The 22315-nt window shown below is 65.8% G+C and carries 23 protein-coding genes; 14 read left to right on the forward strand and 9 right to left on the reverse strand.

Translation table 11 applies throughout. The annotated features are described in order from the left end of the window. The 9 genes from CDN99_RS08895 to CDN99_RS08930 form a co-directional block, all read right to left on the reverse strand. Nucleotides 1–834, reverse strand: coding sequence for a CPBP family intramembrane glutamic endopeptidase (locus CDN99_RS08895; protein WP_088384511.1), 834 nt, complete (start codon nucleotides 832–834; stop codon nucleotides 1–3). Nucleotides 835–901: 67 nt separating this feature from the next. Then, a complete protein-coding gene (locus CDN99_RS28180; protein ID WP_141100705.1) occupies nucleotides 902–1093 on the reverse strand; it encodes a hypothetical protein in 192 nt (63 codons plus the stop codon). 222 nt (nucleotides 1094–1315) lie between these two features. Next, nucleotides 1316–2053 (reverse strand): flagellar brake protein, encoded by a 738-nt coding sequence (locus tag CDN99_RS08900; protein WP_158218790.1) that lies wholly within the window; start codon nucleotides 2051–2053, stop codon nucleotides 1316–1318. 148 nt (nucleotides 2054–2201) lie between these two features. Then, nucleotides 2202–2501 carry a flagellar protein FliT gene (locus tag CDN99_RS08905; RefSeq protein WP_088384823.1) on the reverse strand — a complete coding sequence of 100 codons (300 nt, stop codon included), beginning with the start codon at nucleotides 2499–2501 and terminating at the stop codon, nucleotides 2202–2204. A gap of 113 nt (nucleotides 2502–2614) precedes the next feature. Beyond that, a complete protein-coding gene (fliS, locus tag CDN99_RS08910; protein WP_088384513.1) occupies nucleotides 2615–3049 on the reverse strand; it encodes a flagellar export chaperone FliS in 435 nt (144 codons plus the stop codon). Nucleotides 3050–3286: 237 nt separating this feature from the next. Continuing rightward, nucleotides 3287–4711 (reverse strand): flagellar filament capping protein FliD, encoded by a 1425-nt coding sequence (fliD, locus tag CDN99_RS08915; RefSeq protein WP_088384514.1) that lies wholly within the window; start codon nucleotides 4709–4711, stop codon nucleotides 3287–3289. Nucleotides 4712–4854: 143 nt separating this feature from the next. Further along, nucleotides 4855–5724 (reverse strand): flagellin N-terminal helical domain-containing protein, encoded by an 870-nt coding sequence (locus CDN99_RS08920; protein ID WP_088384515.1) that lies wholly within the window; start codon nucleotides 5722–5724, stop codon nucleotides 4855–4857. A 410-nt stretch (nucleotides 5725–6134) separates the two neighbouring features. Then, nucleotides 6135–6980 (reverse strand): flagellin N-terminal helical domain-containing protein, encoded by an 846-nt coding sequence (locus CDN99_RS08925; RefSeq protein WP_088384516.1) that lies wholly within the window; start codon nucleotides 6978–6980, stop codon nucleotides 6135–6137. Nucleotides 6981–7246: 266 nt separating this feature from the next. After that, on the reverse strand, nucleotides 7247–8086 hold the full coding sequence (locus CDN99_RS08930) for a flagellin N-terminal helical domain-containing protein (protein WP_088384517.1): 840 nt from the start codon (nucleotides 8084–8086) through the stop codon (nucleotides 7247–7249). Nucleotides 8087–8731: 645 nt separating this feature from the next. On the opposite strand from CDN99_RS08930, the gene CDN99_RS08935 reads away from it, so the two are divergent. The 14 genes from CDN99_RS08935 to flhF all read left to right on the forward strand — a co-directional run bounded on the left by CDN99_RS08935 (nucleotide 8732) and on the right by flhF (nucleotide 22136). Beyond that, nucleotides 8732–9229 carry a tetratricopeptide repeat protein gene (locus CDN99_RS08935; RefSeq protein ID WP_088384518.1) on the forward strand — a complete coding sequence of 166 codons (498 nt, stop codon included), beginning with the start codon at nucleotides 8732–8734 and terminating at the stop codon, nucleotides 9227–9229. 404 nt (nucleotides 9230–9633) lie between these two features. Next, nucleotides 9634–9957: a flagellar transcriptional regulator FlhD gene (gene flhD / locus CDN99_RS08940; protein ID WP_088384519.1), complete on the forward strand. Its 324-nt coding sequence runs from the start codon at nucleotides 9634–9636 to the stop codon at nucleotides 9955–9957. A gap of 108 nt (nucleotides 9958–10065) precedes the next feature. Continuing rightward, the gene (gene flhC / locus CDN99_RS08945; protein ID WP_088384520.1) at nucleotides 10066–10602 is read left to right on the forward strand and encodes a flagellar transcriptional regulator FlhC; all 537 of its coding nucleotides are present in this window, start codon (nucleotides 10066–10068) and stop codon (nucleotides 10600–10602) included. Nucleotides 10603–10629: 27 nt separating this feature from the next. Continuing rightward, nucleotides 10630–11697 (forward strand): glycosyltransferase, encoded by a 1068-nt coding sequence (locus CDN99_RS08950; RefSeq protein WP_088384521.1) that lies wholly within the window; start codon nucleotides 10630–10632, stop codon nucleotides 11695–11697. A gap of 222 nt (nucleotides 11698–11919) precedes the next feature. Next, nucleotides 11920–12243: a flagellar transcriptional regulator FlhD gene (flhD, locus tag CDN99_RS08955; RefSeq protein ID WP_088384522.1), complete on the forward strand. Its 324-nt coding sequence runs from the start codon at nucleotides 11920–11922 to the stop codon at nucleotides 12241–12243. Between the two features lie 59 nt (nucleotides 12244–12302). Continuing rightward, complete coding sequence (flhC, locus tag CDN99_RS08960) at nucleotides 12303–12839, forward strand: flagellar transcriptional regulator FlhC (protein WP_088384523.1); 537 nt, start codon at nucleotides 12303–12305, stop codon at nucleotides 12837–12839. 10 nt (nucleotides 12840–12849) lie between these two features. Next, entirely contained in the window at nucleotides 12850–13623 is a 774-nt protein-coding gene (locus CDN99_RS08965) for a methyltransferase type 12 (RefSeq protein ID WP_088384524.1), read from the forward strand. A gap of 187 nt (nucleotides 13624–13810) precedes the next feature. After that, entirely contained in the window at nucleotides 13811–14668 is an 858-nt protein-coding gene (gene motA / locus CDN99_RS08970) for a flagellar motor stator protein MotA (RefSeq protein WP_088384525.1), read from the forward strand. A 73-nt stretch (nucleotides 14669–14741) separates the two neighbouring features. Further along, on the forward strand, nucleotides 14742–15689 hold the full coding sequence (gene motB, locus CDN99_RS08975; protein WP_088384526.1) for a flagellar motor protein MotB: 948 nt from the start codon (nucleotides 14742–14744) through the stop codon (nucleotides 15687–15689). Nucleotides 15690–15781: 92 nt separating this feature from the next. Then, nucleotides 15782–16174 (forward strand): chemotaxis response regulator CheY, encoded by a 393-nt coding sequence (gene cheY / locus CDN99_RS08980; protein ID WP_067276146.1) that lies wholly within the window; start codon nucleotides 15782–15784, stop codon nucleotides 16172–16174. Nucleotides 16175–16189: 15 nt separating this feature from the next. Continuing rightward, the gene (locus CDN99_RS08985) at nucleotides 16190–16828 is read left to right on the forward strand and encodes a protein phosphatase CheZ (protein WP_088384527.1); all 639 of its coding nucleotides are present in this window, start codon (nucleotides 16190–16192) and stop codon (nucleotides 16826–16828) included. A gap of 163 nt (nucleotides 16829–16991) precedes the next feature. Next, a complete protein-coding gene (locus CDN99_RS08990) occupies nucleotides 16992–18188 on the forward strand; it encodes an EscU/YscU/HrcU family type III secretion system export apparatus switch protein (protein WP_088384528.1) in 1197 nt (398 codons plus the stop codon). Between the two features lie 163 nt (nucleotides 18189–18351). Continuing rightward, the gene (flhA, locus tag CDN99_RS08995) at nucleotides 18352–20451 is read left to right on the forward strand and encodes a flagellar biosynthesis protein FlhA (protein WP_088384529.1); all 2100 of its coding nucleotides are present in this window, start codon (nucleotides 18352–18354) and stop codon (nucleotides 20449–20451) included. Beyond that, entirely contained in the window at nucleotides 20448–22136 is a 1689-nt protein-coding gene (gene flhF, locus CDN99_RS09000; protein ID WP_088384530.1) for a flagellar biosynthesis GTPase FlhF, read from the forward strand. Before flhA ends, flhF begins: the two co-directional genes overlap by 4 nt. Nucleotides 22137–22315 lie beyond the last annotated feature (179 nt).

The following is a 22315-nucleotide window of genomic DNA, read 5'->3' on the forward strand; positions in this document are numbered from 1 at the left end:
TCAGCCACGTGCGTCTTCATACCAGGGCCGCGGTTTCTCGCGGCCTTCTGTTTTTCTGAACGGCAAGGTGGCGAAATATATCGTCAGCAATAGCACGGCGCTGGCAGTGAACCAATCGTGCCATTGATCGCTCGCGAATTGGGCGACGCGTCCAGCGAACCAATATCGGATGGGACCAATCTGGGCAACGCTCACGTTCATCACAAGATGCAGCAGAGCATTCAACCAGATGTTCTGGTGGATCCAATAAATCCAACCCAGCAGGCATCCGCCGAGAAAATAGAACAGAAAGTGGCCCGGGGTCACGAACGCGAAAATGCAATGGAACGCCGCGAAAATGGCTGCTTGCGCCAGCAGCGCCGCGATGCACCACCCGATTCTTTGATCGGCAATCTTTAGAAATTCGCCCAGCAGTATCTTTCGATACAGGAATTCTTCGGCAAACGCAATCCATCCGACGCACCATAGCGATGCGGGGACAAGCGGCCATCGAAGATCAGCGGAGCGATCGGCGTATGGGGAAGATAGAGCAGAAGCCAGCACCAACGAGGGCACGAGCAGCCCGATCACGATCGTGAGCAGCCAATCGCCAGCATGCGACCTCGGTGAAATGAATGCGCCCGGCATTGACCAATTCATCAACTGGTGGAGCCGCTGGATGACCCACCAAGTTGCGAAAAGTGCCATCGGCATCATTCCTGTGACGACAAGTGCTCGTTCGAATAGCGACACCGGAGGGACCGCATGCGAGAGCACGTAATTGGTCGGACCTAGTGCCAAGGCAAAGATGACTTTTGCCAGTAGAAATATAAACAGGGTATATAGGATGCGCATTTCGTGCTCCGAAGGGCAGACAAGTCGAGGACTTGTCTGCCTATCTTTCACCTCCGATTCGAGAGGCTCAGTTGTACTTTGAGGAGCAACCGAATATCAACTCCATATCCGACATGGAGCGATCCTGTTCAGTGACACCATCCATGTAGCAATCGAACCAGGATCGTTGGCCCGTGTAGCTGTAGTTGTCACCTATCCCAGGCGCGCCCACTTCACCGCCAGATACCTGAGCGATTTCTTCCTGTGTCAATTCACGCATTTTTCACCTCTTGCAAATGAGCCAAACCAGCTTGGCGAATAAATTCTGCGTGATATCGATTGGATAGGGGTTGGGATATCTACTTCGGTGATTTGTGTGAGGGTGTGGCTTGCTTGTGTATAAAGCGCGCGTTGAATTAGTAAGTGTGCTGGAAGATGTGCAAGAAACTGGGCGTATAAAGAACAAAGCCACCCGAAGGTGGCATTGTTCTGCAGCGCGAAATCAGACCGTCCGCCGCATCAACCGCTCTCGCTTCTGCGCCTGGTCGATGAAGATCTGAAGCGCCCGCGCGGCGGTCGGGGCCAGCGAGGCGAACGCGCAGCCGACGTGGTGTGGCGCGCCATCGTCGCCCGGGGCGACGTGCTGCACCCGCAGCAGCGTGGTGAAGCTGACCTCCCGCTCGAGCTCCAGGGTGCCGCTGAGCTCCTCGCCCTGTTGGGGCGCCGGCTCCACGTTGGCCGGCCATTGCAGCGCCACGCCACCGGAACTCACGTTCACCACCCGGATCCGCGGCAGATCATCGCCGCCGAGCTTCAGCGCGGGGTAAAGCTGACCGGGCGACATCACCCGGTAAGCCTGGCGCCGCTGGAAGCGATACAGCCGCAGCGGCGCTGGTGCGCGCAGCACCTCGGCGCCGTCGCCGCGGATGGCCACCAGGCCGGTGACGTCGAACTGCAGCTTGATCTTGTCGAGGTAGGCCGTCGCGACCAACTCGTCGCTGGCCAGCACCGGCGGCAGCGCGTCCCGCGCCTGCGGCGCTTCCATCGTCAGCATGCCGTGCGGCGTGTCCAGCGCCCGCAGCACCGTGTGGATCGCCGCGCCGTCCGGCGTCGACAACTGAATACGCGCCTGCGATTGCAGCAGCTCGCGCAGCCAGTTCATGATTTCGCCCGGCGCGTCGAGCCGGAAATCGGCATCGGCGATGTCGGAGGCAAGGGAGGGAGTCTTCAGATCGCTCAAAGGCGCGGCTTTCTGCAGGCGTCGGTCGGGAAAATTCTCTCGCATCCCAAAGGCAAACGCCGCGCCAACCCATCGAAGCCGGGGGTCGGTCGCGGCGTATTGCCGGAGCCAGGGGCCATCGCGCGGCGACGGCCGGTGGCGGACGCGGTCAGTGGACCGTCTTGGACTTGCCCTTCATGAGCTGGTCCAGGTCGTCCAGCCAGGGCTCGGCCAGATGGCGGATCTCGGCGTCGTTCAGCAGGATGCGCTGCATGATGCGCGTCTTCAGCTGCGACTCGTCCGGGCCCAACTGCTGGCTGGCGGCGGCATGCTTCAGTTGCGAGATCAACAGGACGCAGGCGCCTTCCAGCTTCACCACTTCATCCCAATTGCCCGAGCGGGCAGCGCTCAGCATGTCGGCGCTGGCTTGCTCGATGGCCTCGTAATAGCTCAACAGTTGGGTGTTCATGATGCGGTCCGTGGTCGTCGGGGCTGCGTGGGCGGCGGCGGTCAGGGGCTTGGCGGTGTGCTTGGACATGGAACTACTCAAGTCGAAGTGCGGGTGGCAATCCAGGTGCCGGATCAGGCGGCGGCGCGTTGTTCGGTGATGGCCGGGGCAATGCCAGCCCAAGCCTCGCGGATCGGCTGCAACAGACGTGTGCATTCCTCGACCGCGGCAGCGTCGGCATGCAGGTTGGCGTAGGTCAGCCGCATGCACATGTAGGCATACAGATCGTTCAGGTCGTTGGCCAGCGCGCCGGCTTCCAGATCCAGGGCCGCCTTCAGGCCCTCATCCAGGATGCGGACCGCGCGGCTCAGGCTGCGATTCTTGATCTCTGTGTTGCCGGCGCGGATCGCGCCGATGCCTTGCGTCATCGCGTCGAACGCGCCGTCCAGCAGCAGGGTGACGAGGCGGTGCGGCGAGGCTTGCAGGACATCCGTCTCCACGCCAACGCGGTTGTACATGGTGCTGGCGCGCTGGCCGTGGGAGGCGAAGGGGGAAGTGTTGCCGTACATGATCTGCTTGCTGCTGCCTGATTGCTGTAGTGCTTGAATGAGTTTTCGGCCCCCGTCGGCTCAACTTGAGCCATGACTGTGTTGAATATGTCTCCAAATTCTGCGCTGTTCCAGAAAGGCAAAAGCCTCCGTGAGGAGGCTTGGCGGCGCGCTTTTCGAAGCGCCGGAGAAGGGCGGCGACCCCGGGTCTGTTCACCGCCGGATCGGGACCGGCGCGACCACGGACCGCCGCATCGGTCAGCCGCTGCCCAGCATGCTGGTGAGCTTGCTGACGTAGCTCGACATGTCGTTGAGCTTGGCCATCTGCGTGTCCAGCGCGGTGTACTGCGCGCGCACGCGTTTCTCGTAGGCGTCGGCGCGATCGTTGAGCTCGTCGACGCGCTTGTTGTTGGACGTCACGTTGGATTGCAGGCCGGCGGTGCGCGTCGTGATCTGGCCGTCGAAGCCGGTCACCTGGTCGGCGAACGAGCGCCAGCGCGAGGCCAGGCCGTTGTTGTTGGGGTCGGTGGGGTCGACGCCCATGAACAGGTTCTTCAGGTCGCTCATGCTGCCGAGCGCGCTGGTCAGCTTGGCGTCGTTGACGGTGATGGTGCCCGCGGCGCCGATATCCAGCCCCAGGTCGGACAGCCGGGAAAACGCGCCCCCCAACGAGCTGCCCGACGCGGTGATGTTGCGCAACTGGCTCTGCAGGCCGACGGCGGTGCTGTCACCCTGCAGCGTGCCGGCGGTCTTGTTCGAATCGTCGTACTTCGTGTTGTCCCGCATCAACGTCATCAGGCTGTTGTACGACGTGACGAAGTCGTTGATCGCCTTCTTCACGCTGTCCTTGTCCTGACCGACCGAGACGGTCGAGGTGCCGGGCTTGAGCAGGTTGATCGTGAGGCCGTCGACGGCGCTCTCGATGTTGTTGGTCGCGGAACTGATGGCCAGGCCGTTGATGGTCAGCTGGGCGTTCGCGGCCTTGGTGTTCTGGGTCATCGACCCGATCGAGGCCGTCGGGTCGTAGGCCAGGGCGGACAGGCCGTTGGCATCGCCGTTGCTGCCGTCGTCGTCGGCGGTGGAGATGCGGAAGCCATTCGCCTCGCCGGTGTCCTTGGAGCGGATCACCAGGCGCGAGCCGTTGGCATCGGTCACGACCGAGGCCAGCACGCCGGCACCGGACGAATTGATCTTGTCGCGGACATTGGCCAGCGTGTCGGTCGCGGAGATGGTGATGCTGACCGGCGTGGCGCCGTCCTTGCTGGTGAAGGTGGAGTTGTCAGCGCTCCACTGGCCGAGCTCGATCGTCATCGATCCCGAGCCGACCGTGGCGTTGGTGGCGAAGGCCTTGCTGGACAGGCTCTGCGGCGAGGCCAGGTTGGTCACGTTGAGCGCGTACGAGCCCGCGCCGCTGCCGTTGCCGGCGGTGACGGTGGCCATCGTCGGATCGGAGGAGGTGGCCGTGAGGGCCGCCCAGGTGGTGGGGTTGCTCAGCTTGGCGGCCGCGTCGCGCAGCGTGCTGAAGGCGCTCTGGATCTTGCCGTAGGCGGAGATCTGCGTCTGGATCGTACTGGTGCGGGACTGCAGGTCCGTGATTGGCTGCTTCTCGATCGCCACCAGTTTGGTGACGATGCTCTCGACATCCAGGCCGCTGCCCAGACCGGTGGAGGTGATGCTGGCCATCGTTCAAACTCCTGTGAGCCAACCCCGGTTCCTGTCGGAACCACCATGCACGACAGGGCCTCGCGAGGGGCCCTGTCCAGAGTATCGGCACGCAGCGGCCGCACTTGAGGACGGTCGCCGCGTTTTGCTATTGCGTTTTTCTATCAGCCCTTGAGCAGCGAGAGCACTTGCTGCGGCAGCTGGTTGGCCTGCGCGACCATCGCGTTGCCGGCCTGCTGCAGGATCTGCGCGCGGCTGAGGTTGGAGGTTTCCACCGCGAAGTCCGCGTCCATGATCCGGCTGCGGGCGGCGGTCTGGTTCTCGTACGCCACTTGCAGGTTGGAGATCACGGCGTCGAAGCGGTTCTGCGTCGCGCCCAGCGTTGCGCGCTGGCTGTTGACGGTGTCCAGCGCCGCATCGATGTTGGCCACGACCGTGGCGATCGCCGCCGGGTCGGCCGTGCGGTCGATGACCGAGCGCCCGGTGCCGGCCGCGTCGCTGCCGGCCACGGCCGTCATCGTCGGATCGCTGGTCATGTTGGGGGTCGTCACCACGATCTCGTCGTTGGACGTGGTGTTCGGGCCGACCTGGAAGGTCTGCGGCGTGGCCGCGTCCGCGCCCAGGATGAACTTGCCGTTGAACGACGTGCCACCCGTGACGCGCTGGATTTCCTTGGCCAGCTCGCCGAACTCCTTGTCCAGGGAGTCCTTGTCGCTGTCCGCGTTGGTCGCGTTGCGGGCCTGGATCGCCAGTTCACGCATGCGCTGCAGCGAGTCGGCCACCTTGCCGAGCGCGCCTTCCGCCGTCTGCGATAGCGAGATGCCGTCATTGGCGTTGCGCATCGCCACGGTCATGCCTCGAGCCTGCGCATTCATGCGCTCGGCGATGGCCAGGCCGGCGGCGTCGTCCTTGGCGGAGTTGACCCGCAAGCCGGACGACAGTCGCTGCATGGACGTGGCCAGCGACGACTGCGAAGAGTTCAAATTGCGTTGCGCGTTCAGCGAAGCAATGTTGGTATTGATGGTCTGTGGCATTGATGCACTCCTGCGGAGATCCTGTCCTGGCTGCGAACCCGGTGAAGGTGGTCGTTCCCGACCGCCCCTGCCGGTCCTCGCTGCGCCTTCGCAGTCATTGATGGACCTGCCGGTTGGACCGGTGATCGAGCGTCACTTCATGCTCGATGGCTCCATTGTGCGAAAGGGCGATGACCCGCAAACGGCCGATTAGCGGGTCAAACACGGCCCAAAAGAAAAGAAGGCTCCGCGCCGTTCCCGTGGGGAACAGAGCGGAGCCTTGGAGGCTCGGCCACGAGGACCGATGCTTGAGGAGTCAACCGGGGGACGCCAGGGGCGCGTCCTTATCTTCTTGCAGGAGAAGCGCTCGTCAGGAGTGCGGGGCGGATGAGGAGGGCGCCCGAGCGCCGTCGTCCCCGGCCCCTTCGGGATCAGCCGCCGCGCAGCAGCGACAGGACTTGCTGGGGCAGTTGGTTGGCTTGCGCCACCATCGTGTTGCCGGCCTGCTGCAGGATCTGCGCGCGGCTCATGTTGGCGGTTTCCGCGGCGAAGTCGGCGTCCATGATCCGGCTGCGGGCGGCGGTCTGGTTTTCGACCGACGTCTGCAGGTTGGAGATGATCGCGTCGAAGCGGTTCTGCGAGGCACCCAGCACGGCGCGCTGGCCCGACACCGTCTTGATGGCCGCGTCGATGTTGTCGATCACGGTCGCCAGCGTGGCCGGCGTCGAGGTGTTGTCGATGGTGCCGGCCGTCACGGCGGTGACCGTGCCGTCCTGCGTCATGTTGGAGGTGGTCACGTCGACCGAGTCGTTGGCCGTGGTGTTGGCGCCGATCTGGAAGGTCTGCGTGCCCGCGTCGCCGGCCAGGATGGCCTTGCCGTTGAACGTGGTGCCGGCCAGCACGCGCTGGATTTCAGCGCCCAGCTGCGAGTATTCCTGACCGATCGAGTCCAGGTCGGAGGTCGTGTTCGTGGCGTTGCGGGCCTGCACGGCGAGTTCCCGCATGCGCTGCAGCGAGTCACCCACCTTGGACATCGCGCCTTCCGCCGTTTGCGACAGTGAGATGCCGTCGTTGGCGTTGCGCTGGGCCACATTCATGCCACGCACTTGGGCGTTCATGCGGTCGGCGATCGCCAGGCCGGCCGCGTCGTCCTTGGCGGAGTTGACCCGCAGGCCCGACGACAGGCGTTGCATCGACACCGACAGCGACGATTGCGACGACGCCAGATTGCGCTGGGCGTTCAGGGATTGCAGGTTGGTGTTGATGATCTGAGCCATGATCCATTCCTTTAAATTTCAAAGACCTTCTCGGTCCGTCAGACGTTCAAATAACCGTCCGACTGAGCCGGACCACGTGGCCCTTGCAGTTGATTGCGGACCCGTTGAAGCAGTTATCGGGACGCGTGGGAATGGACTTGAGCCCTTCTCGAAAAGAAAGCGTGTAACGGCCACTGACGGCCGTGAAGAATTTCCTCGACGCCCTCCGCCGACCGCCGCAGGCGGCCGGGGAGGGGCGGGGGAGGCGGTGACGCCTCCGGCGGCTATCAGCGCAGCAGGGCCAGCACTTGCTGGGGTTGCTGGTTGGCCTGCGCGATCATCGCGTTGCCGGCCTGCTGCAGGATCTGCGCGCGGCTCAGGTTGGCGGTTTCCGCGGCGAAGTCGGCGTCCATGATGCGGCTGCGAGCGGCGGTCTGGTTCTCGACCGAGATCTGCAGGTTCGAGACGATCGCGTCGAAACGGTTCTGCGAGGCGCCCAGTCCCGAGCGCTGGCTCGACACCGTCTTGATGGCCGCGTCGATGTTGTCGATCACGGTGGCCAGGTCGCTGGTGGACGAGGCGTTGGTGATCGCGCCACCGGTCACCGCGGTCACGGTGGCGTCGGTCGTCATGTTGGTCGTCGTCACGTCCACCGAGTCGTTGGCCGTGGTGTTGGCGCCGATCTGGAAGGTTTGCGTGCCGGAGTCGCCGGCCAGGATGGCGCGGCCGTTGAAGGTCGTGCCGCCCAGGACGCGCTGGATTTCAGAGCCCAGCTGGCTGTATTCCTGGCCGATCGAGTCCAGGTCGGACGTCGTGTTCGTGGCATTGCGCGCCTGCACCGCCAGTTCACGCATGCGTTGCAGCGAGTCGCCCACCTTGGACAGCGCGCCTTCAGCCGTTTGCGACAGGGAGATGCCGTCGTTGGCGTTGCGCTGAGCGACGTTCATGCCGCGGACTTGCGCGTTCATGCGGTCGGCGATCGCCAGGCCGGCGGCGTCGTCCTTGGCCGAGTTGACACGCAGGCCCGAAGACAGGCGTTGCATGGAGACCGCCAGCGAGCTGGAGCTGGTGGCGGTGTTGCGCTGGGCGTTGAGCGACAGCAGGTTGGTGTTGATGACTTGGGCCATGATTGCTCCTAACAGCTATACATAAATACCGGCAAAAGCGCCGAACCACACATGAGCGCCTGAGGTCCTTCGATCCCTGGGCCGATCGGGAGATCGGCCCGCCGAGGATCTCGGAGGCTCCTGCTGAACCTGCCGGGCCATTTCCCGGTTCGGTCCCAGTCCGACGCTAGTCAACCGTTGCCGCCCCGCCTCCCCTTTCGGGGATCCCAAGAACGTCAGGCCTTCTAACCGGACCACGTGCTGCTGCCGCGTTGACTGCTTGCTCGACCTTGTCTTGCTTGCTTGTCGCTACGTTTCAGCAGACCCGTTGTTTTGGTTGTCGGCACCGGCTCCTTAGAACTTGAGGGCGATTTGTCAAGACATGTGATCCGTGGATAAGCAGGCCTTGCAACGTGTTGTTTGTCGTTTGACTTTGGGCCGGACTGGTGTCGGCCCGCGCCATGCGACGGACACCCTTGTGTCTACGGCCCGGAGGCGGAGAGATTGAGGGGCAATGGCCGTGCTTTTCGTGTGCTCGGTCACGGGGGTGCCGCCCTAAAGTGTTTCCTGACGCTGCCGATGGGGGCAGGCGTCGCATCCGCCGGGATCCGGAGGGTGACCCCACCGGTCTCGATTCGACGAGCCCCAACGACCATGGAGAGGTCTATGCCACTGCAAACGCAAACCGAGGCACGGTCCACCGTGTCGATGATCGACGCGTCGATCGAGGAACAATTTCACGGACCGCGCCGTGTCCGCCAAGGGTCGAGCGAAGCTCGCCTGCTGCTGGCGCAGGCGCGCAATGCCGCCTATGCGCAAGCCGCGCAGGGGCGCATCGGCGACGGCGTCTCGCTGCTGAGCGACGCACTGGAGATGGCGCCGGACAGCATCGATCTGTTGTCGGACGTCGGCGCGTTGCTGCTGGCCGCCGGCCAGTTGCGCGACGCCGCGCTGTACGCGCACCGCGCCGTCGAGTTGTCGCCGCAGCATGCGCCGTCGCTGTACACGCTGGGCTTCGCGCTGTCGGGGCTGGGCGAGGTCAAGGCCGCCATCGAAGTGCTGACGCGCCTGAACCAGGGCGAAGCGCTGGACAGCCTCAAGAAGGACTCCCCGGAGCTGATGACCATCGTCGAGACCGAGCTGCTGCGCCTGCAGGCGGCCTGATCCGGGCGCCTGTTCTCGGAGACCCCGCCCGGGCCCCTCCGTGCGCGGGTCGGAAGCGTCTCCCGGCGCCGCCGAACCCACCGAATCCATCTGATTCCGCTGGGACCATCGGTTGGCAATAGCTCATTCTTGTAGGGGATACCCCCGCCGCCGCGGCCACGCGTGGGCGTCGCCCTCGGCGGGCCCTACAGGAAACCTTCCCCCGAAATCCACGCCAGGCCCCTGCCTGTCGGCCTCGCCTCGAGGTGCCGACCGGGTGGGCCTGTCAGCGTGTAGGAATCCGTCTGACAAGGCCGTCGGCGTGCTCCCTAGCTTGTATCTGGTAGCAACCTGATGTTGCTGAATGCGGCGCCTGCGCAGAATTCGTTCCATCGCAGCAACGAACGCCGCAGGAGATTCCAGAGATGAACACCGACCAGATCCTCGCCGAGATTCGCGAAGCCAACCTGTCCTACCTGATGCTGGCCCAGAGCCTGATCCGCACGGACCGCGAACAGGCGCTGTATCGCCTCGGGATCTCGGAAGAGACCGCCACGTTGCTGAACACGCTGAGCCCGGCGCAGATGATGAAGATGGCCTCGGGCAACACGCTGCTGTGCCGCTTCCGCATGGACGACGACCTGGTGTGGGGCCTGCTGACCTCGCACGGCAAGCCGGCGGCCAACGACAGCGTGTCTCGCCTGCATGCGTCCATCCTGATGGCCGGTCGCCACCAGGAAGCTGCCTGACCGCCGTCGGCCGCGCCGACCCGCCATTCACCTGACCCGGCCGGAGGAGGCCGATCAGGCGACTCGATTGCCGCCCCAGAACATCGTCCAACAAGCGACGGAGCCACCATGCGTACCAAGTCCATCCTGACCGAAGCCAAGCAGATCGACCGCGCCGTGACGCTGATCAAGCTGGGCGCCCGCCTGCAGGTGCTGGAGTCGGAAACGGACCTGAGCTACGAGCGTTTGCTGCGCCTGTACAAGGAAGTCTCGGGCAAGAGCCCGAGCAAGGGCCAACTGCCGTTCTCGACCGACTGGTTCATGACCTGGCAACCCAACATCCACGCCAGCCTGTTCCTCAACATCCACGAGTACCTGAACAAGGTCGCCGAGATGGACGAGATCGACGTCGTCATCAAGGCTTACCAGCTGTACCAGGAACAGACCGCGGCGCAGAACCTGGAGCAACTGCTGTCGGTGACGCGGGCCTGGCGCCTGGTGAAGTTCGTCGACAACGGCATGCTGACGATGACCCGCTGCAGCAAGTGCAACGGTCATTTCGTGACCCACCCGCACGAGGTCGCCAAGCATTACGTCTGCGGCCTGTGCAACCCTCCGGCCCGCGCCGGCAAGGGCAAGGCGGCCGGCGGCATCCAGATGCATTGAGACCCCTCGGGATCTCTTGACACGCCGATGCAAGCACGCTGGCGCACTTGCCTCGTCGTGATCGCCCGCGACGAAGCGGCGACCCTTCCGCGGCTGCTGTCCAGCGTCCGCCCCCACGTGGACGACATGCTGGTGCTGGACACCGGCTCCACCGACGAGACCGTCCGACTGGCGCAGCAGGCCGGCGCGCGCGTCGCGTTTTTCCCGTGGATCGACGACTTCGCGGCGGCCCGCAACGCGGCGCTCGACGCGGCGGGTGCCGACTGGCACCTGGTGCTCGATGCCGACGAGTGGTTGATCGGGGCGGGCGGTGGGGTGGCGCTCGACGCGCTGCGCCACACCGCGCCCGACTTCGTCGGCACGATCGCCTTGGACGACCGCTTCGATGGCGGCACCGCGCGCTCGCGCCTGAGCCGTGTCCTGCCTGGGCCTGTCCGTTATGCCGGTCGCATCCATGAACAACCGGTGCATCGCCTGCCGGTCCGTCCTTTGGATATCCACGTCGCGCATGACGGCTATTTGCCCGAACGGCTTCAGGTGAAGCAAGGGCGCAACGAGCAGTTGCTGCGCGCGGCGCTCATGGACGAGCCGGGCAACGCTTATCTCTGGTACCAGCTCGGCAAGGATCTGTCGGTGTACGAGCGCTTCGCCGAGGCGGAGGCCGCCTTCGCGAATGCCGCGGATCGATGGACCGCCGCAGCGTCGATCGCGCCGTCCGGGCCGGTGGAGGCGCCAGGCTGGTGGGGCGATCTCGTCGCGCGTCGCCTGTTCGCGTTGAAGTCGACCAAGCGCCATGCCGATGGCTTGGTTTTTGCCGAAACGCAACTGCAAATTTGTGCGGACTCACCCGACTTCTTCTTCGCGCTGGGCGACGTGTTGCTCGACTGGGCGGCCGACGAGCCCGACAACGCCGACGCGCTGCTGCCGATGATCGAGGACGCCTGGCGCCGCTGCCTGGAACTCGGCGAGCGACCCGGGCAGGCCGGTGCCGTCTCCGGGCGCGGGAGCCATCTGGCGGCTCACAACCTCGCGCTGCTGCTGGATGCCACCGGGCGCTCGGACGAGGCCGAAAGGCTCCGTCGGCGCTTCACCTAAACGTCGAAAAGCGGCGCCGGGATGGCGCTGATCCGGCAGCGTGTAGGAATCTGCCTGACAAACGCGTCGGCGCGCTCCCTAACCTTTACATGGAAGCCACCTGATGTTGCGTTCTTGTCGCGGTCCCTACAGTTCGTCTCACGCTGAAACAAAACGCTGACAACGCAGCAGTCGCCGCGACCAGCAAGACAACAGCCCCCGAACACCCCCAGGAGCCGCTCGATGAACGCAGACCAGATCCTCGCCGAAATCCGCGAAGCCAACCTGTCCTACCTGATGCTGGCCCAGAGCCTGATCCGCGCGGACCGCGAGCAGGCGCTGTATCGCCTGGGCATCTCCGAGGACACCGCGGCGCTGCTGAACACCCTCAGCGCCGCTCAGATGCTCAAGATCGCCTCGGGCAACACGCTGCTGTGCCGCTTCCGCATGGACGACGACCTGGTGTGGGGCCTGCTGACCTCGCACGGCAAGCCGGCCGCCAACGACAGCGTGTCCCGCCTGCATGCCTCCATCCTGATGGCTGGACGTCATCAGGAAGCCGCCTAAAGTAGTTTTCGACGCCGCTCGACCGAACTGAAGCTCGACCCCTCGCCGGAGACACCGACATGCGCACCAAGTCCATCCTGACCGAAGCCAAGCAGATCGAGCGCGCCGTGACGCTGATCCACCTGGGCGCCCGCCTGCAGGTGCTGGAGTCGGAAACGGACCTGAGCTACGAGCGTTTGCTGCGCCTGTACAAGGAAGTCTCGGGCAAGAGCCCGAGCAAGGGCCAACTGCCGTTCTCGACCGACTGGTTCATGACCTGGCAGCCCAACATCCACGCCAGCCTGTTCCTCAACATCCACGAGTACCTGAACAAGGCCGCGGAGATGGATGAGATCGACGTCGTCATCAAGGCCTATCAGCTCTACCAGGAGCAGACGACCGCCCAGAACCTGGAGCCGCTGCTGTCGGTGACGCGGGCCTGGCGCCTGGTGAAGTTCGTCGACAACGGCATGCTGACGATGACCCGCTGCAGCAAGTGCAACGGTCATTTCGTGACCCACCCGCACGAGGTCGCCAAGCATTACGTCTGCGGCCTGTGCAACCCTCCGGCCCGCGCCGGCAAGGGCAAGGCGGCCGGCGGCATCCAGATGCATTGAGGCGGCCGACATGGCTGTCCGACTTCCCCGCGCCGCCGCGTCCGGCGACGCCGCGCCGCAGGCGCCCTCCGCCCTGCGCTGGCCGACGCTGGCGCTGCTCAGCTGGGCCGCGTGCTTCGCGGTCTGGCGCCTGTTCGGCCCCGACTGGCCGGCCGCGTTGGTCGCGTCGGGCCTGGGCCTGATCCTGGCCGGCCTGCACCGCCAGGTCTGGCGCCGGCTGATCGTCGCGGCGGGTTTTCCGCTCGCCTTGCTGGTCACGAGTTCGTCCTTGCCCGCCTGGGCGTGGCTGATTCCGCTCGCCGTCCTGCTGCTGGCCTACCCGCGCCGGGGCTGGACCGACGCGCCGCTGTTCCCGACCCCGCATGACGCGCTGCGCGCGCTGCCCGGCCAGGTGGCGCTGCGCGACAGCGCCCGCGTGCTCGATGCGGGCAGCGGGCTAGGCGATGGATTGGTGGCCCTTCGCCGCGCTTATCCGGGCGTGCGTGTCACGGGCATTGAATACAGTGGTTTCCTGTGGCTGCTGGCCCGCCTGCGCTGTCCCTGGGCCGAGATCGCCCGGGGCGACCTGTGGGCCCAGTCGTGGCGGGACACGGACCTGGTCTATCTCTTCCAGCGACCCGAATCCATGCCGCGCGCGCTCGACAAGGCGCGGGCCGAGATGCGACCGGGCAGCTGGCTGGTCAGCCTGGACTTTCCGCTGCCCGGGCCACCCGTCCATGCGCGGCTGGAGACCGGGACGCGGCACCAGCTGTACGTCTACCGCGTGCGCGACCTCGGGGCCTGAGCCGCCGGGGCGTCTCGGGCGCGCGGGAATTACGAACGAATTCAGTCAGTGACGCCCGATCGGCGTCCGCTCCGGGGGCCGAAGGCGCGAAGCCGGGCTCAAGCGGATCGCAAGCCGGTCGATAAGGGATGAGATTGGCCGTGCCGCGAGGGGACGCGGCGGCATTACCAAAGACGGATCAATTTCCATGTTTGTCATCATCGGTTGGCTGCTGGCCCTGGCTTGCATCTTCGGCGTGTTCATCGCGCACGGAGGCAACATCACCGTCGTGCTGCACGCGCTGCCGTTCGAGATGACCACCATCTTCGGCGCGGCGATCGGCGGCATGCTGGCCACGAATCCGCCCAAGGTGATGAAGGCCACCATGAAGGGCCTGGGCGACTGCTTCAAGGGCAGCAAGTACACCAAGGCCCGCTACATGGAGCTGCTGGCGCTGCTCTACGACATCCTGCAGAAGGCGCGCAAGGAAGGCCTGATGTCCATCGAAAAGGACGTCGAGGACCCGCACAGCTCGCCGCTGTTCCAGAAGTACCCGACGGTGGGCAACGACCACCACGTCGCCGAGTTCATCACCGACTACCTGCGCATGATGGTCTCGGGCAACCTCAACGCCCACGAGATCGAATCGCTGATGGACGCGGAGATCGATACCCATCACCACGAGGCGTTCCTGGCCGTGATCGCGCTGCAGCGCCTGGCCGGCGGCCTGCCGGCGTTCGGTATCGTGGCCGCGGTGCTGGGCGTGGTGAACACCATGGGCTCGGTGGGCCAACCGCCGGCGGTGCTGGGCGGGATGATCGGCTCGGCGCTGGTCGGTACCTTCCTGGGCATTCTGCTGGCGTATGCATTCGCCGAGCCGCTGGCCGGTGCGCTGGAATCCAAGGTCGACGAGGCCGGCAAGGAACTGCAATGCATCAAGACCACGCTGCTGGCCTCGATGCAGGGGTATGCGCCGCAAGTCGCGATCGAATTCGGCCGCAAGGTGCTGTATTCCACCGAGCGCCCGACCTTCGCCGAGCTGGAAGGGCATGTGAAGAAGAAGTAAATCCGCGCCACGCGCATGGATAACCTCTTTCCACATTCCCCCGACCGACCGAATCTTTCTGGAGTGAATAGCCATGGCCGGTGACGCCAAGAAACTCCAGCCCATCATCATCAAGCGCGTCAAGAAGGGCGGTCATGCCGCCCATGGCGGGGCATGGAAGATCGCGTACGCCGACTTCGTGACAGCGATGATGGCGTTCTTCCTGCTGATGTGGCTGCTGGGCTCGACCACCGAGGGCGACAAGAAGGGCATCGCCGATTACTTCGCTTCGCCTCTGAAGGTGGCGATGTTCGGCGGCTCGGGCTCGGGCGACGCGTCGCACATCATCAAGGGTGGCGGCCAGGACCTGACGCGCCAGACCGGCCAGGTCAAGGCCGGCGACGTGGAATCTCCGCGCAAGACCGTCAATCTGAAGGCGCTCAAGGAAGAGCAGCGCCGCGCGGAGCGCGTGCGCCTGCAGCAACTCAAGGACAAGGTCGAGAAAATCATCGCCGACAATCCCAAGATTGCGGCATTAGGTGGGCAAATCCGGCTCGACATGACCCGCGAGGGCTTGCGCATTCAAATCGTGGACGAGAATAATCGTCCGATGTTTGACAGTGGCAGCGCGGTAGTGAAACCGTATATGCGCGAACTGCTGCAGGAACTCGGCAACGTGTTGTCCGAGGTGCCCAACCGGCTGACGCTGGAAGGTCATACGGATGCTCAGCCGTTTTCTGCCGGGGAGCGCGGCTACAGCAACTGGGAACTGTCGGCGGACCGTGCCAACGCCTCGCGACGCGAGCTGGTGGCGGGCGGATTGCCGGACACCCGGGTGCTGCGCGTGCAGGGTCTGGCGTCGAGCAAGTTGCTCGACACGAAAGACCCGAATGCCCAGATCAATCGCCGCATCAGCATCATCGTGATGAATCGCGATGCCGAGGATGCGGTGCTGAAGAATCTGCCCGACGAGGACGACGAACCCGGGGATGCTGCGGCCAGCGCGCCGTTGGCCTCAAGTTCCGCGCCCGCGAGCCGATAACGCTCCGGAACCCTGTCCCGCCGTTGGTGGATACACCGCAAAAAGAATCGCTTGAGTCGTCTTAAGCCCTCCAGTCCCCTCAGAGGAACGCCATGAGCACTGACATGAAATTCTTGATCGTCGACGACTTCTCGACCATGCGCCGCATCGTGCGCGGTCTGCTGAAGGAGATCGGCTACAACAACGCCGAAGAGGCGGAAGACGGCGTCGAGGCGTTGAGCATGCTGAAACAGGCGAAATACGATTTCGTCGTCAGCGACATCAACATGCCCAACATGAACGGCTTCGAGCTGCTCAAGGCCATCAAGGAAGACGCCACGCTGAAGCACCTGCCGGTGCTGATGGTGACCGCCGAGGCGCGCAAGGAGGACATCGTCCTGGCCGCGCAAAGCGGCGCGGCCGGCTACATCGTGAAGCCATTCACGAAGGCGACGCTGGAAGAAAAAGTCCTGAAGATCATGCAGAAGCTGGCCGCTGCGGCCTGATGCTGGGAGCACACCATGCAGATGGAAGAGTTGGCCAAACTGACCGCGCAGAGCAATGAGCCGCTGACGGTTTCCCCCGAAGTTTTCCAGCAGATCGGGACCATCACCCGGGTGCTGCACGACACGATGCAGCAACTGGGCGTGATGCCCAAGCTGCAGGTCGCCACCGACGGGCTGCCCGACGCGCGCAGCCGCCTCACCTACATCGCCAACAAGACCGCCGACGCCGCCAACAAGGTGCTGAACTCGGTCGACCAGGCCAAGGGCGAGCACGCCAAGATCACCGCCGCGGCGCTGGCGATGGCGCAGTCCATCACCGCCGATCCGGTGCGGGCCGTGGCCTCCGGCGCGGTGCTGAACTTCGTCAAGGAGGTCGAGGATTCCACCGCCAAGATCGACACCCATCTGACGGACATCATGCTGTCCCAGGACTTCCATGACCTGACCGGTCAGGTCGTCGCCAAGGTGGTGACGCTGGCCAACGACCTGGAAGACTCGCTGGTCAAGCTGCTGGTCTCGGTGGTCCCCCCGGACCAGCGCGAGAAGGTCGATCCGAGCATCCTGCAAGGTCCCGTCGTCAGCCCCGAAGGTCGCACCGACGTGGTCGCGAACCAGTCCGAAGTGGACGATCTGCTCGCCTCGCTGGGCTTCTGATCGCCAGCACCTTGAAGAAGCCCGCGCCAAGCGCGGGCTTCTGTCTTTTTGGGCCGCTGAACCGGGTGAGAACACCGGCGCTTTCCACCCCCTTATCCGGCCAAGGCCGGGGCCGCTTCCGCCGAACAATGGCGGAGCCGCGGCATGAGGTCGCGGCCTCCTCATGGCCGATCAAGACGCACAAGACCGCAACTTACCCGCCTCGCAGAAAAAGATCGAAAGGTCTCGCAAGGAAGGGCAACTGCCGCGCTCCCGGGACCTGCCGCACTTCGCGGTGATGGCCACCGGCGGCGCCTTGTTCGCCACGTCCATGCCCTATGCGGTCGCGACCCTGCAGCGCATGCTGGAGGGCGCGCTGCGCTTCGACGCCGAGCAACTGCGCACCGCCGGCATGATGACCGAGCGGCTGTCGACGCTGACCTGGCAGGGCTTCATGCTGGGCCTGCCGGCGCTGATCATCCTGGCGATGGCCGCGATCGCCGCGCACATCGCCTCCGGCGGCTGGAACTTCACGATGAAGCCGCTGACGCCGAAGTTCTCGCACCTCAATCCGCTCACCGGCTTCGGCCGCCTGTTCCAGTGGCAGAACCTGACCACCGCGCTCAAGGCGGTCGGCCTGTCGCTGGTGCTGGGCATCGTCGGCGCGATGGCGCTGAAAGACCGCATCGCCGGTTTCATCGGGATCATGTCGGTGCCGCTGCCCGCCGCGCTGGCCTTCGCCGGCAAGCAGCTGATGGGCGGCATGATGCTGCTGGGCCTGGCCTTGGCGCTGTTCGCCGTGATCGACGTGCCGCTGCAGCGCCATCTCTACCTGAAGCGCCTCAAGATGTCCCGCGAGGAAGCCAAGAACGAGATGAAGGAGGCCGAGGGCAACCTCGAGATGAAGCACAAGATGCGCGCCAAGGCGCGCGAGATCGTCAAGCGCCGCATGATGGCCGCCGTGCCCAAGGCCGACCTGGTCGTGATGAACCCGACCCACTACGCCGTCGCCATCCAGTACGACGAGACCAGGATGGGCGCGCCGCGCGTGGTCGCCAAGGGCCTGGATCTGCTGGCGTTCAAGATCCGCGACCTGGCCAGGGAGAACAAGGTGCCGGTGCTGCAGGCGCCGGCCCTGGCCCGTGCCCTGTACGCCCACGCGGAGCTCGATCACGAGATTCCCGGCGCGCTGTTCGGCGCCGTCGCGCAGGTGCTGGCCTATGTCTACCAGCTCAAGGCCGCGATGGCCGGCCGCGGCATGGCCCCGCCGGCCGTGCCCAACCCGCCGGTGCCGGACGAGCTCGATCCGCACAAGAAGCCCGGCTGGACGCCGCCTGCGGACGAACTGGACGATGTCTTCCCCGAAGGCTCGCCCGCCTGAGCCTTCGCCCGTCGCGCTGGACGGAGCGCCGGGAAGCGCTCCGGGTAGGGGCGGTTTCAGGGGGAATTACCCCGCTTATCGGGCTAAGGCCGGCACGCCTTCCGCCGAACAATGGCGGCACCCGACGGCGGTGTCGGGCACCTGATCCATGAAGGCAGCACCCATGAACGAGCTGATGGCCCGTTTGCAGAATCTCCTCGGACCCCGCGCCGCGATCGTGAGCGCGCTCGGGGCGCCGATCGCCATCATGATGGTGCTGGCGATGATGGTGCTGCCGTTGCCGCCGTTCGCGCTGGACCTGTTCTTCACCTTCAACATCGCCATGTCCATCATGGTGATGATGGTGGCGTCGCAGATGCTGCGTCCGCTGGACTTCGCCGCCTTCCCGACCGTGCTGCTGATCACGACGTTGCTGCGCCTGTCGCTCAACGTCGCCTCCACCCGCGTGGTGCTGATGGAGGGCCACACCGGCCCGGGCGCCGCCGGCCAGGTGATCGAGTCCTTCGGCCACTTCCTGATCGGCGGCAACTTCGCCGTCGGCCTGATCGTGTTCGCGATCCTGGTGGTCATCAACTTCATCGTGGTGACCAAGGGCGCGGAGCGCATCGCCGAGGTCGGCGCCCGCTTCACCCTGGACGCGATGCCCGGCAAGCAGATGGCGATCGACGCCGACCTGTCCGCCGGCCTGATCGACGAGAAGGAAGCCAAGCGCCGCCGCATCGAGCTGGGCGACGAAGCGGACTTCTTCGGCTCCATGGACGGTGCCTCCAAGTTCGTCCGCGGCGATGCCGTCGCGGGCATGCTGATCCTGTTCATCAACATCGTCGGCGGCTTCATCATCGGCGTGGCCCAGCACGGCCTGACCGCCAGCCAGGCGGCCGACAGCTACATCCTGCTGGCCGTCGGCGACGCGCTGGTGGCGCAGATCCCGGCGCTGCTGATCTCGGTGTCGTCCGCGCTGGTGGTGTCGCGCGTGGGCAAGGACAAGGACGTCGGTCAGATGATCGGCACGCAGATGTTCGGCTCGACCAAGGCGGTGGCCATCACCGCCGGCGTGGTCTTCGCGCTCGGCCTGATCCCGGGCATGCCGCATCTGGTGTTCATGATCATCGCCGGCGGCCTGGGCTACCTGGCCTACTGGATGCGCACGAAGCAGCAGGCCGCCGCGGCCGCCGCCGCGAAGAAGCCCGCCGCCCCCGTGGCCGGCGCGCCCAATCCCGACGCCGAGGCCACCTGGGACGACCTGGTCCCCGTCGACACCCTGGGCCTGGAAGTTGGCTATCGCCTGATCACCCTGGTCGACAAGTCCCGCGAGGGCGACCTGCTCAGCCGCATCAAGGGCGTGCGCCGCAAGTTCGCCCAGGACATCGGCTTCCTGCCGCCGTCGGTCCACATCCGGGACAACCTCGAACTGCGTCCCAGCCAGTACCGCGTGACGCTGCGCGGCGCGGTGATCGGGGAGGCGGAGGCCTATCCCGGCATGTGGCTGGCGATCAACCCGGGGCACGCGACGCAGAAGCTGATCGGGACGCAGACGACAGATCCGGCCTTCGGGCTGCCCTCGGTCTGGATCGAGGAGCGCCAACGGGAAATGGCGCAAATGGCGGGCTTTACCGTCGTTGATTGCGCGACCGTGGTGGCCACGCATCTTTCACACTTGCTGCAAGTCCACGCGGCCCGTTTGTTGGGCCGGGTGGAAACCCAGCAGCTGGTGGATCACCTCACCAAGCAAGCGCCTCAGCTCATCGAAGACGTGATACCCAAGATGGTCAATGTCGCCACACTGCAACGAGTCCTCCAGTTCCTGCTGGAAGAGGGCGTGCACATCCGCGACATGCGCTCCATCGTGGAAAGCCTGGCCGAGAACGCCACGCAGACCACCGATCCGGCCGAGCTGGCCCGTCGCATCCGCATCCACATCGCCCCGGCGATCGTGCAGCAGATCTACGGTCCGGCCAAGGAACTGGACGTCATCGCCCTCGATCCCGAGCTGGAACGTCTGGTCAGCCAGGCCCTGCACTCGCCTCACGGCGCGGCGCTGGATCCGGGCGTCGCGGACACGCTCGCCCGGAGTGCCGCCCAGACCGCGCAGTCCCAGGAGGACCGCGGCCTGCCCGCCTGCCTGCTGGTGCCCGACCTGATCCGCGCGCCCCTGGCCCGACTGCTCAAGCGCGCCGCGCCGCGGCTGAAGGTCCTCGGACACAGCGAGATCCCTGAAACGCACACGATCCGCATCGGCTCCATCATCGGAGGCACGGCATGAACGTCAAACGCTTTACCGCCCGCAACACCCGTGACGCCATGAACCTGGTCCGCCAGGCTTTCGGCGACGAAGCGGTCGTGCTCTCGAACAAGCCGTGCCCCGAGGGCGTCGAAGTCCTGGCCATGGCGCCCGAAGGCATGTCGCAGATCGAGCGCGTGGCGGCTTCGGCCCCGCGTGTCGCCGCGCCGCGCCAGCAGGCCGCCGCGCAGCCGCAGCGCCAGGACCCGCAGCCGCGTCAGGCGCTCAAGCAGCGCCTGTCCGGCGCGCCGGCCCCGCGCGAGGCCGCGCCGCGCCAGGAGCCCGGTTTCGACCGCGGCCAGCAAGCCTCGGTGAACGACGACGTCAGCGCCATGGCGATGAGCACGCTGTCCTTCCAGGACTACGTGCGCGAGCGCATGCTCAAGCGTCGCTCGGCCGAGATCAACGGCCTGCCCGATCCGATGATGGACAGCCCGGCGCCCGCGCCGCTGGCCGAGTCGGTGGCCTCCATGGCGGCGCAGCGCGACCAGCGTGCCCGCGCCGCGATGCAGACGCTGGGCGCGCGCCGCGTCGATGAGCGCCACTCGCATGACCACGCCCCGATGCCGGCGCCCGCGCCGCGCATCGTCCCGCCGGTGCTGCGCGACGAGATCCGCGTGCAGCAGCAGATGCACGACCTGGGCGGCGTCGGCGCCGGCTACGGCGGCGCGCATCCGCTGAACGACATGCCCGCGTCGTCGCGTCGCGAGCAGGAAATGATGACCGAGCTGCGCGCCATGAAGGGCATGATCGAGGAGCGCTTCGGCGCCCTGGCCTTCATGGAGAAGCTGCAGCGCCAGCCGGCGCAGGCGCGCCTGACGCAGAAGCTGCTGGACGCCGGCTTCTCGCCCGCCCTGGTGCGCAAGCTGGTGGAAGGCCTGCCGGCGCAGGTCACCGAGGAATCGGAATCGCACACCTGGGCCGCCAACGTGCTCACCCGCAACGTCGCCACCGCCGAGCAGATGCCGGCGCTGGAAGACCAGGGCGGCGTGTTCGCGATGATCGGCTCGACCGGCGTCGGCAAGACCACGACGACGGCCAAGATCGCCGCCGCGTTCGCGACCAAGTACGGTGCAAGCCAGCTCGGCCTGATCACGCTGGACGCCTACCGGATCGGCGCCCACGAGCAACTGCGCGCCTATGGCCGCATCCTCGGCGTGCCGGTGCACACCGCCCACGACCGCGCCTCGCTGGAGGACCTGCTGGAGCTGCTGGCCGGCAAGAAGATGGTGCTGATCGACACGGCCGGCACCGCCCAGCGCGACAGCCGCACCGCCGAGTTGCTGGACATGCTGGCGCACAAGAGCATCAAGCGCATCCTGGTGGTGAACGCCGCGCAGCAGGGCGAGACCATCGAGGACGTCGTGACCGCCTGGCGGGGCTCCGAGGCGCAAGGCGTCATCCTGTCCAAGCTGGACGAAGCCGTGAAGCTGGCCCCGGCGCTGGACACGGTGATCCGCCACAAGCTCCGCGTGCTGGGCGTGGCCAACGGCCAGCGCGTGCCGGAAGACTGGCACCGCCTGTCGTCGCAGGCGCTGGTGCAGCGGGCGCTGCGTAACCATGGCCAATCGGCCTGGCGCGTGGATGCTTCCGACGTCAACCTGATCTTCACCGCCGGCTCCGTCGGCGCGCCGGCGGGCGTGGCGTCGGCGATGGGCCTGAACTGACCCGAGGCGCCGACCGGCTGTCCGGCCGATCGGCGGGCCCGGGGCGCTGACGGCGTCGCCGTCGAATACAGGGGAAGGGCGTGAGCCCTTCCTTTGTCGTTTCCGCGAATCGGGAGTAGGGTAGCCGGACGGGAAGAGAAAAGCGGGGTGTTTCCCCCTTTCAATTCCGCGTCAGAGGG

Origin of the sequence: Roseateles aquatilis, assembly GCF_002205645.1 — a bacterium.
GTDB lineage: Bacteria > Pseudomonadota > Gammaproteobacteria > Burkholderiales > Burkholderiaceae_C > Roseateles > Roseateles aquatilis.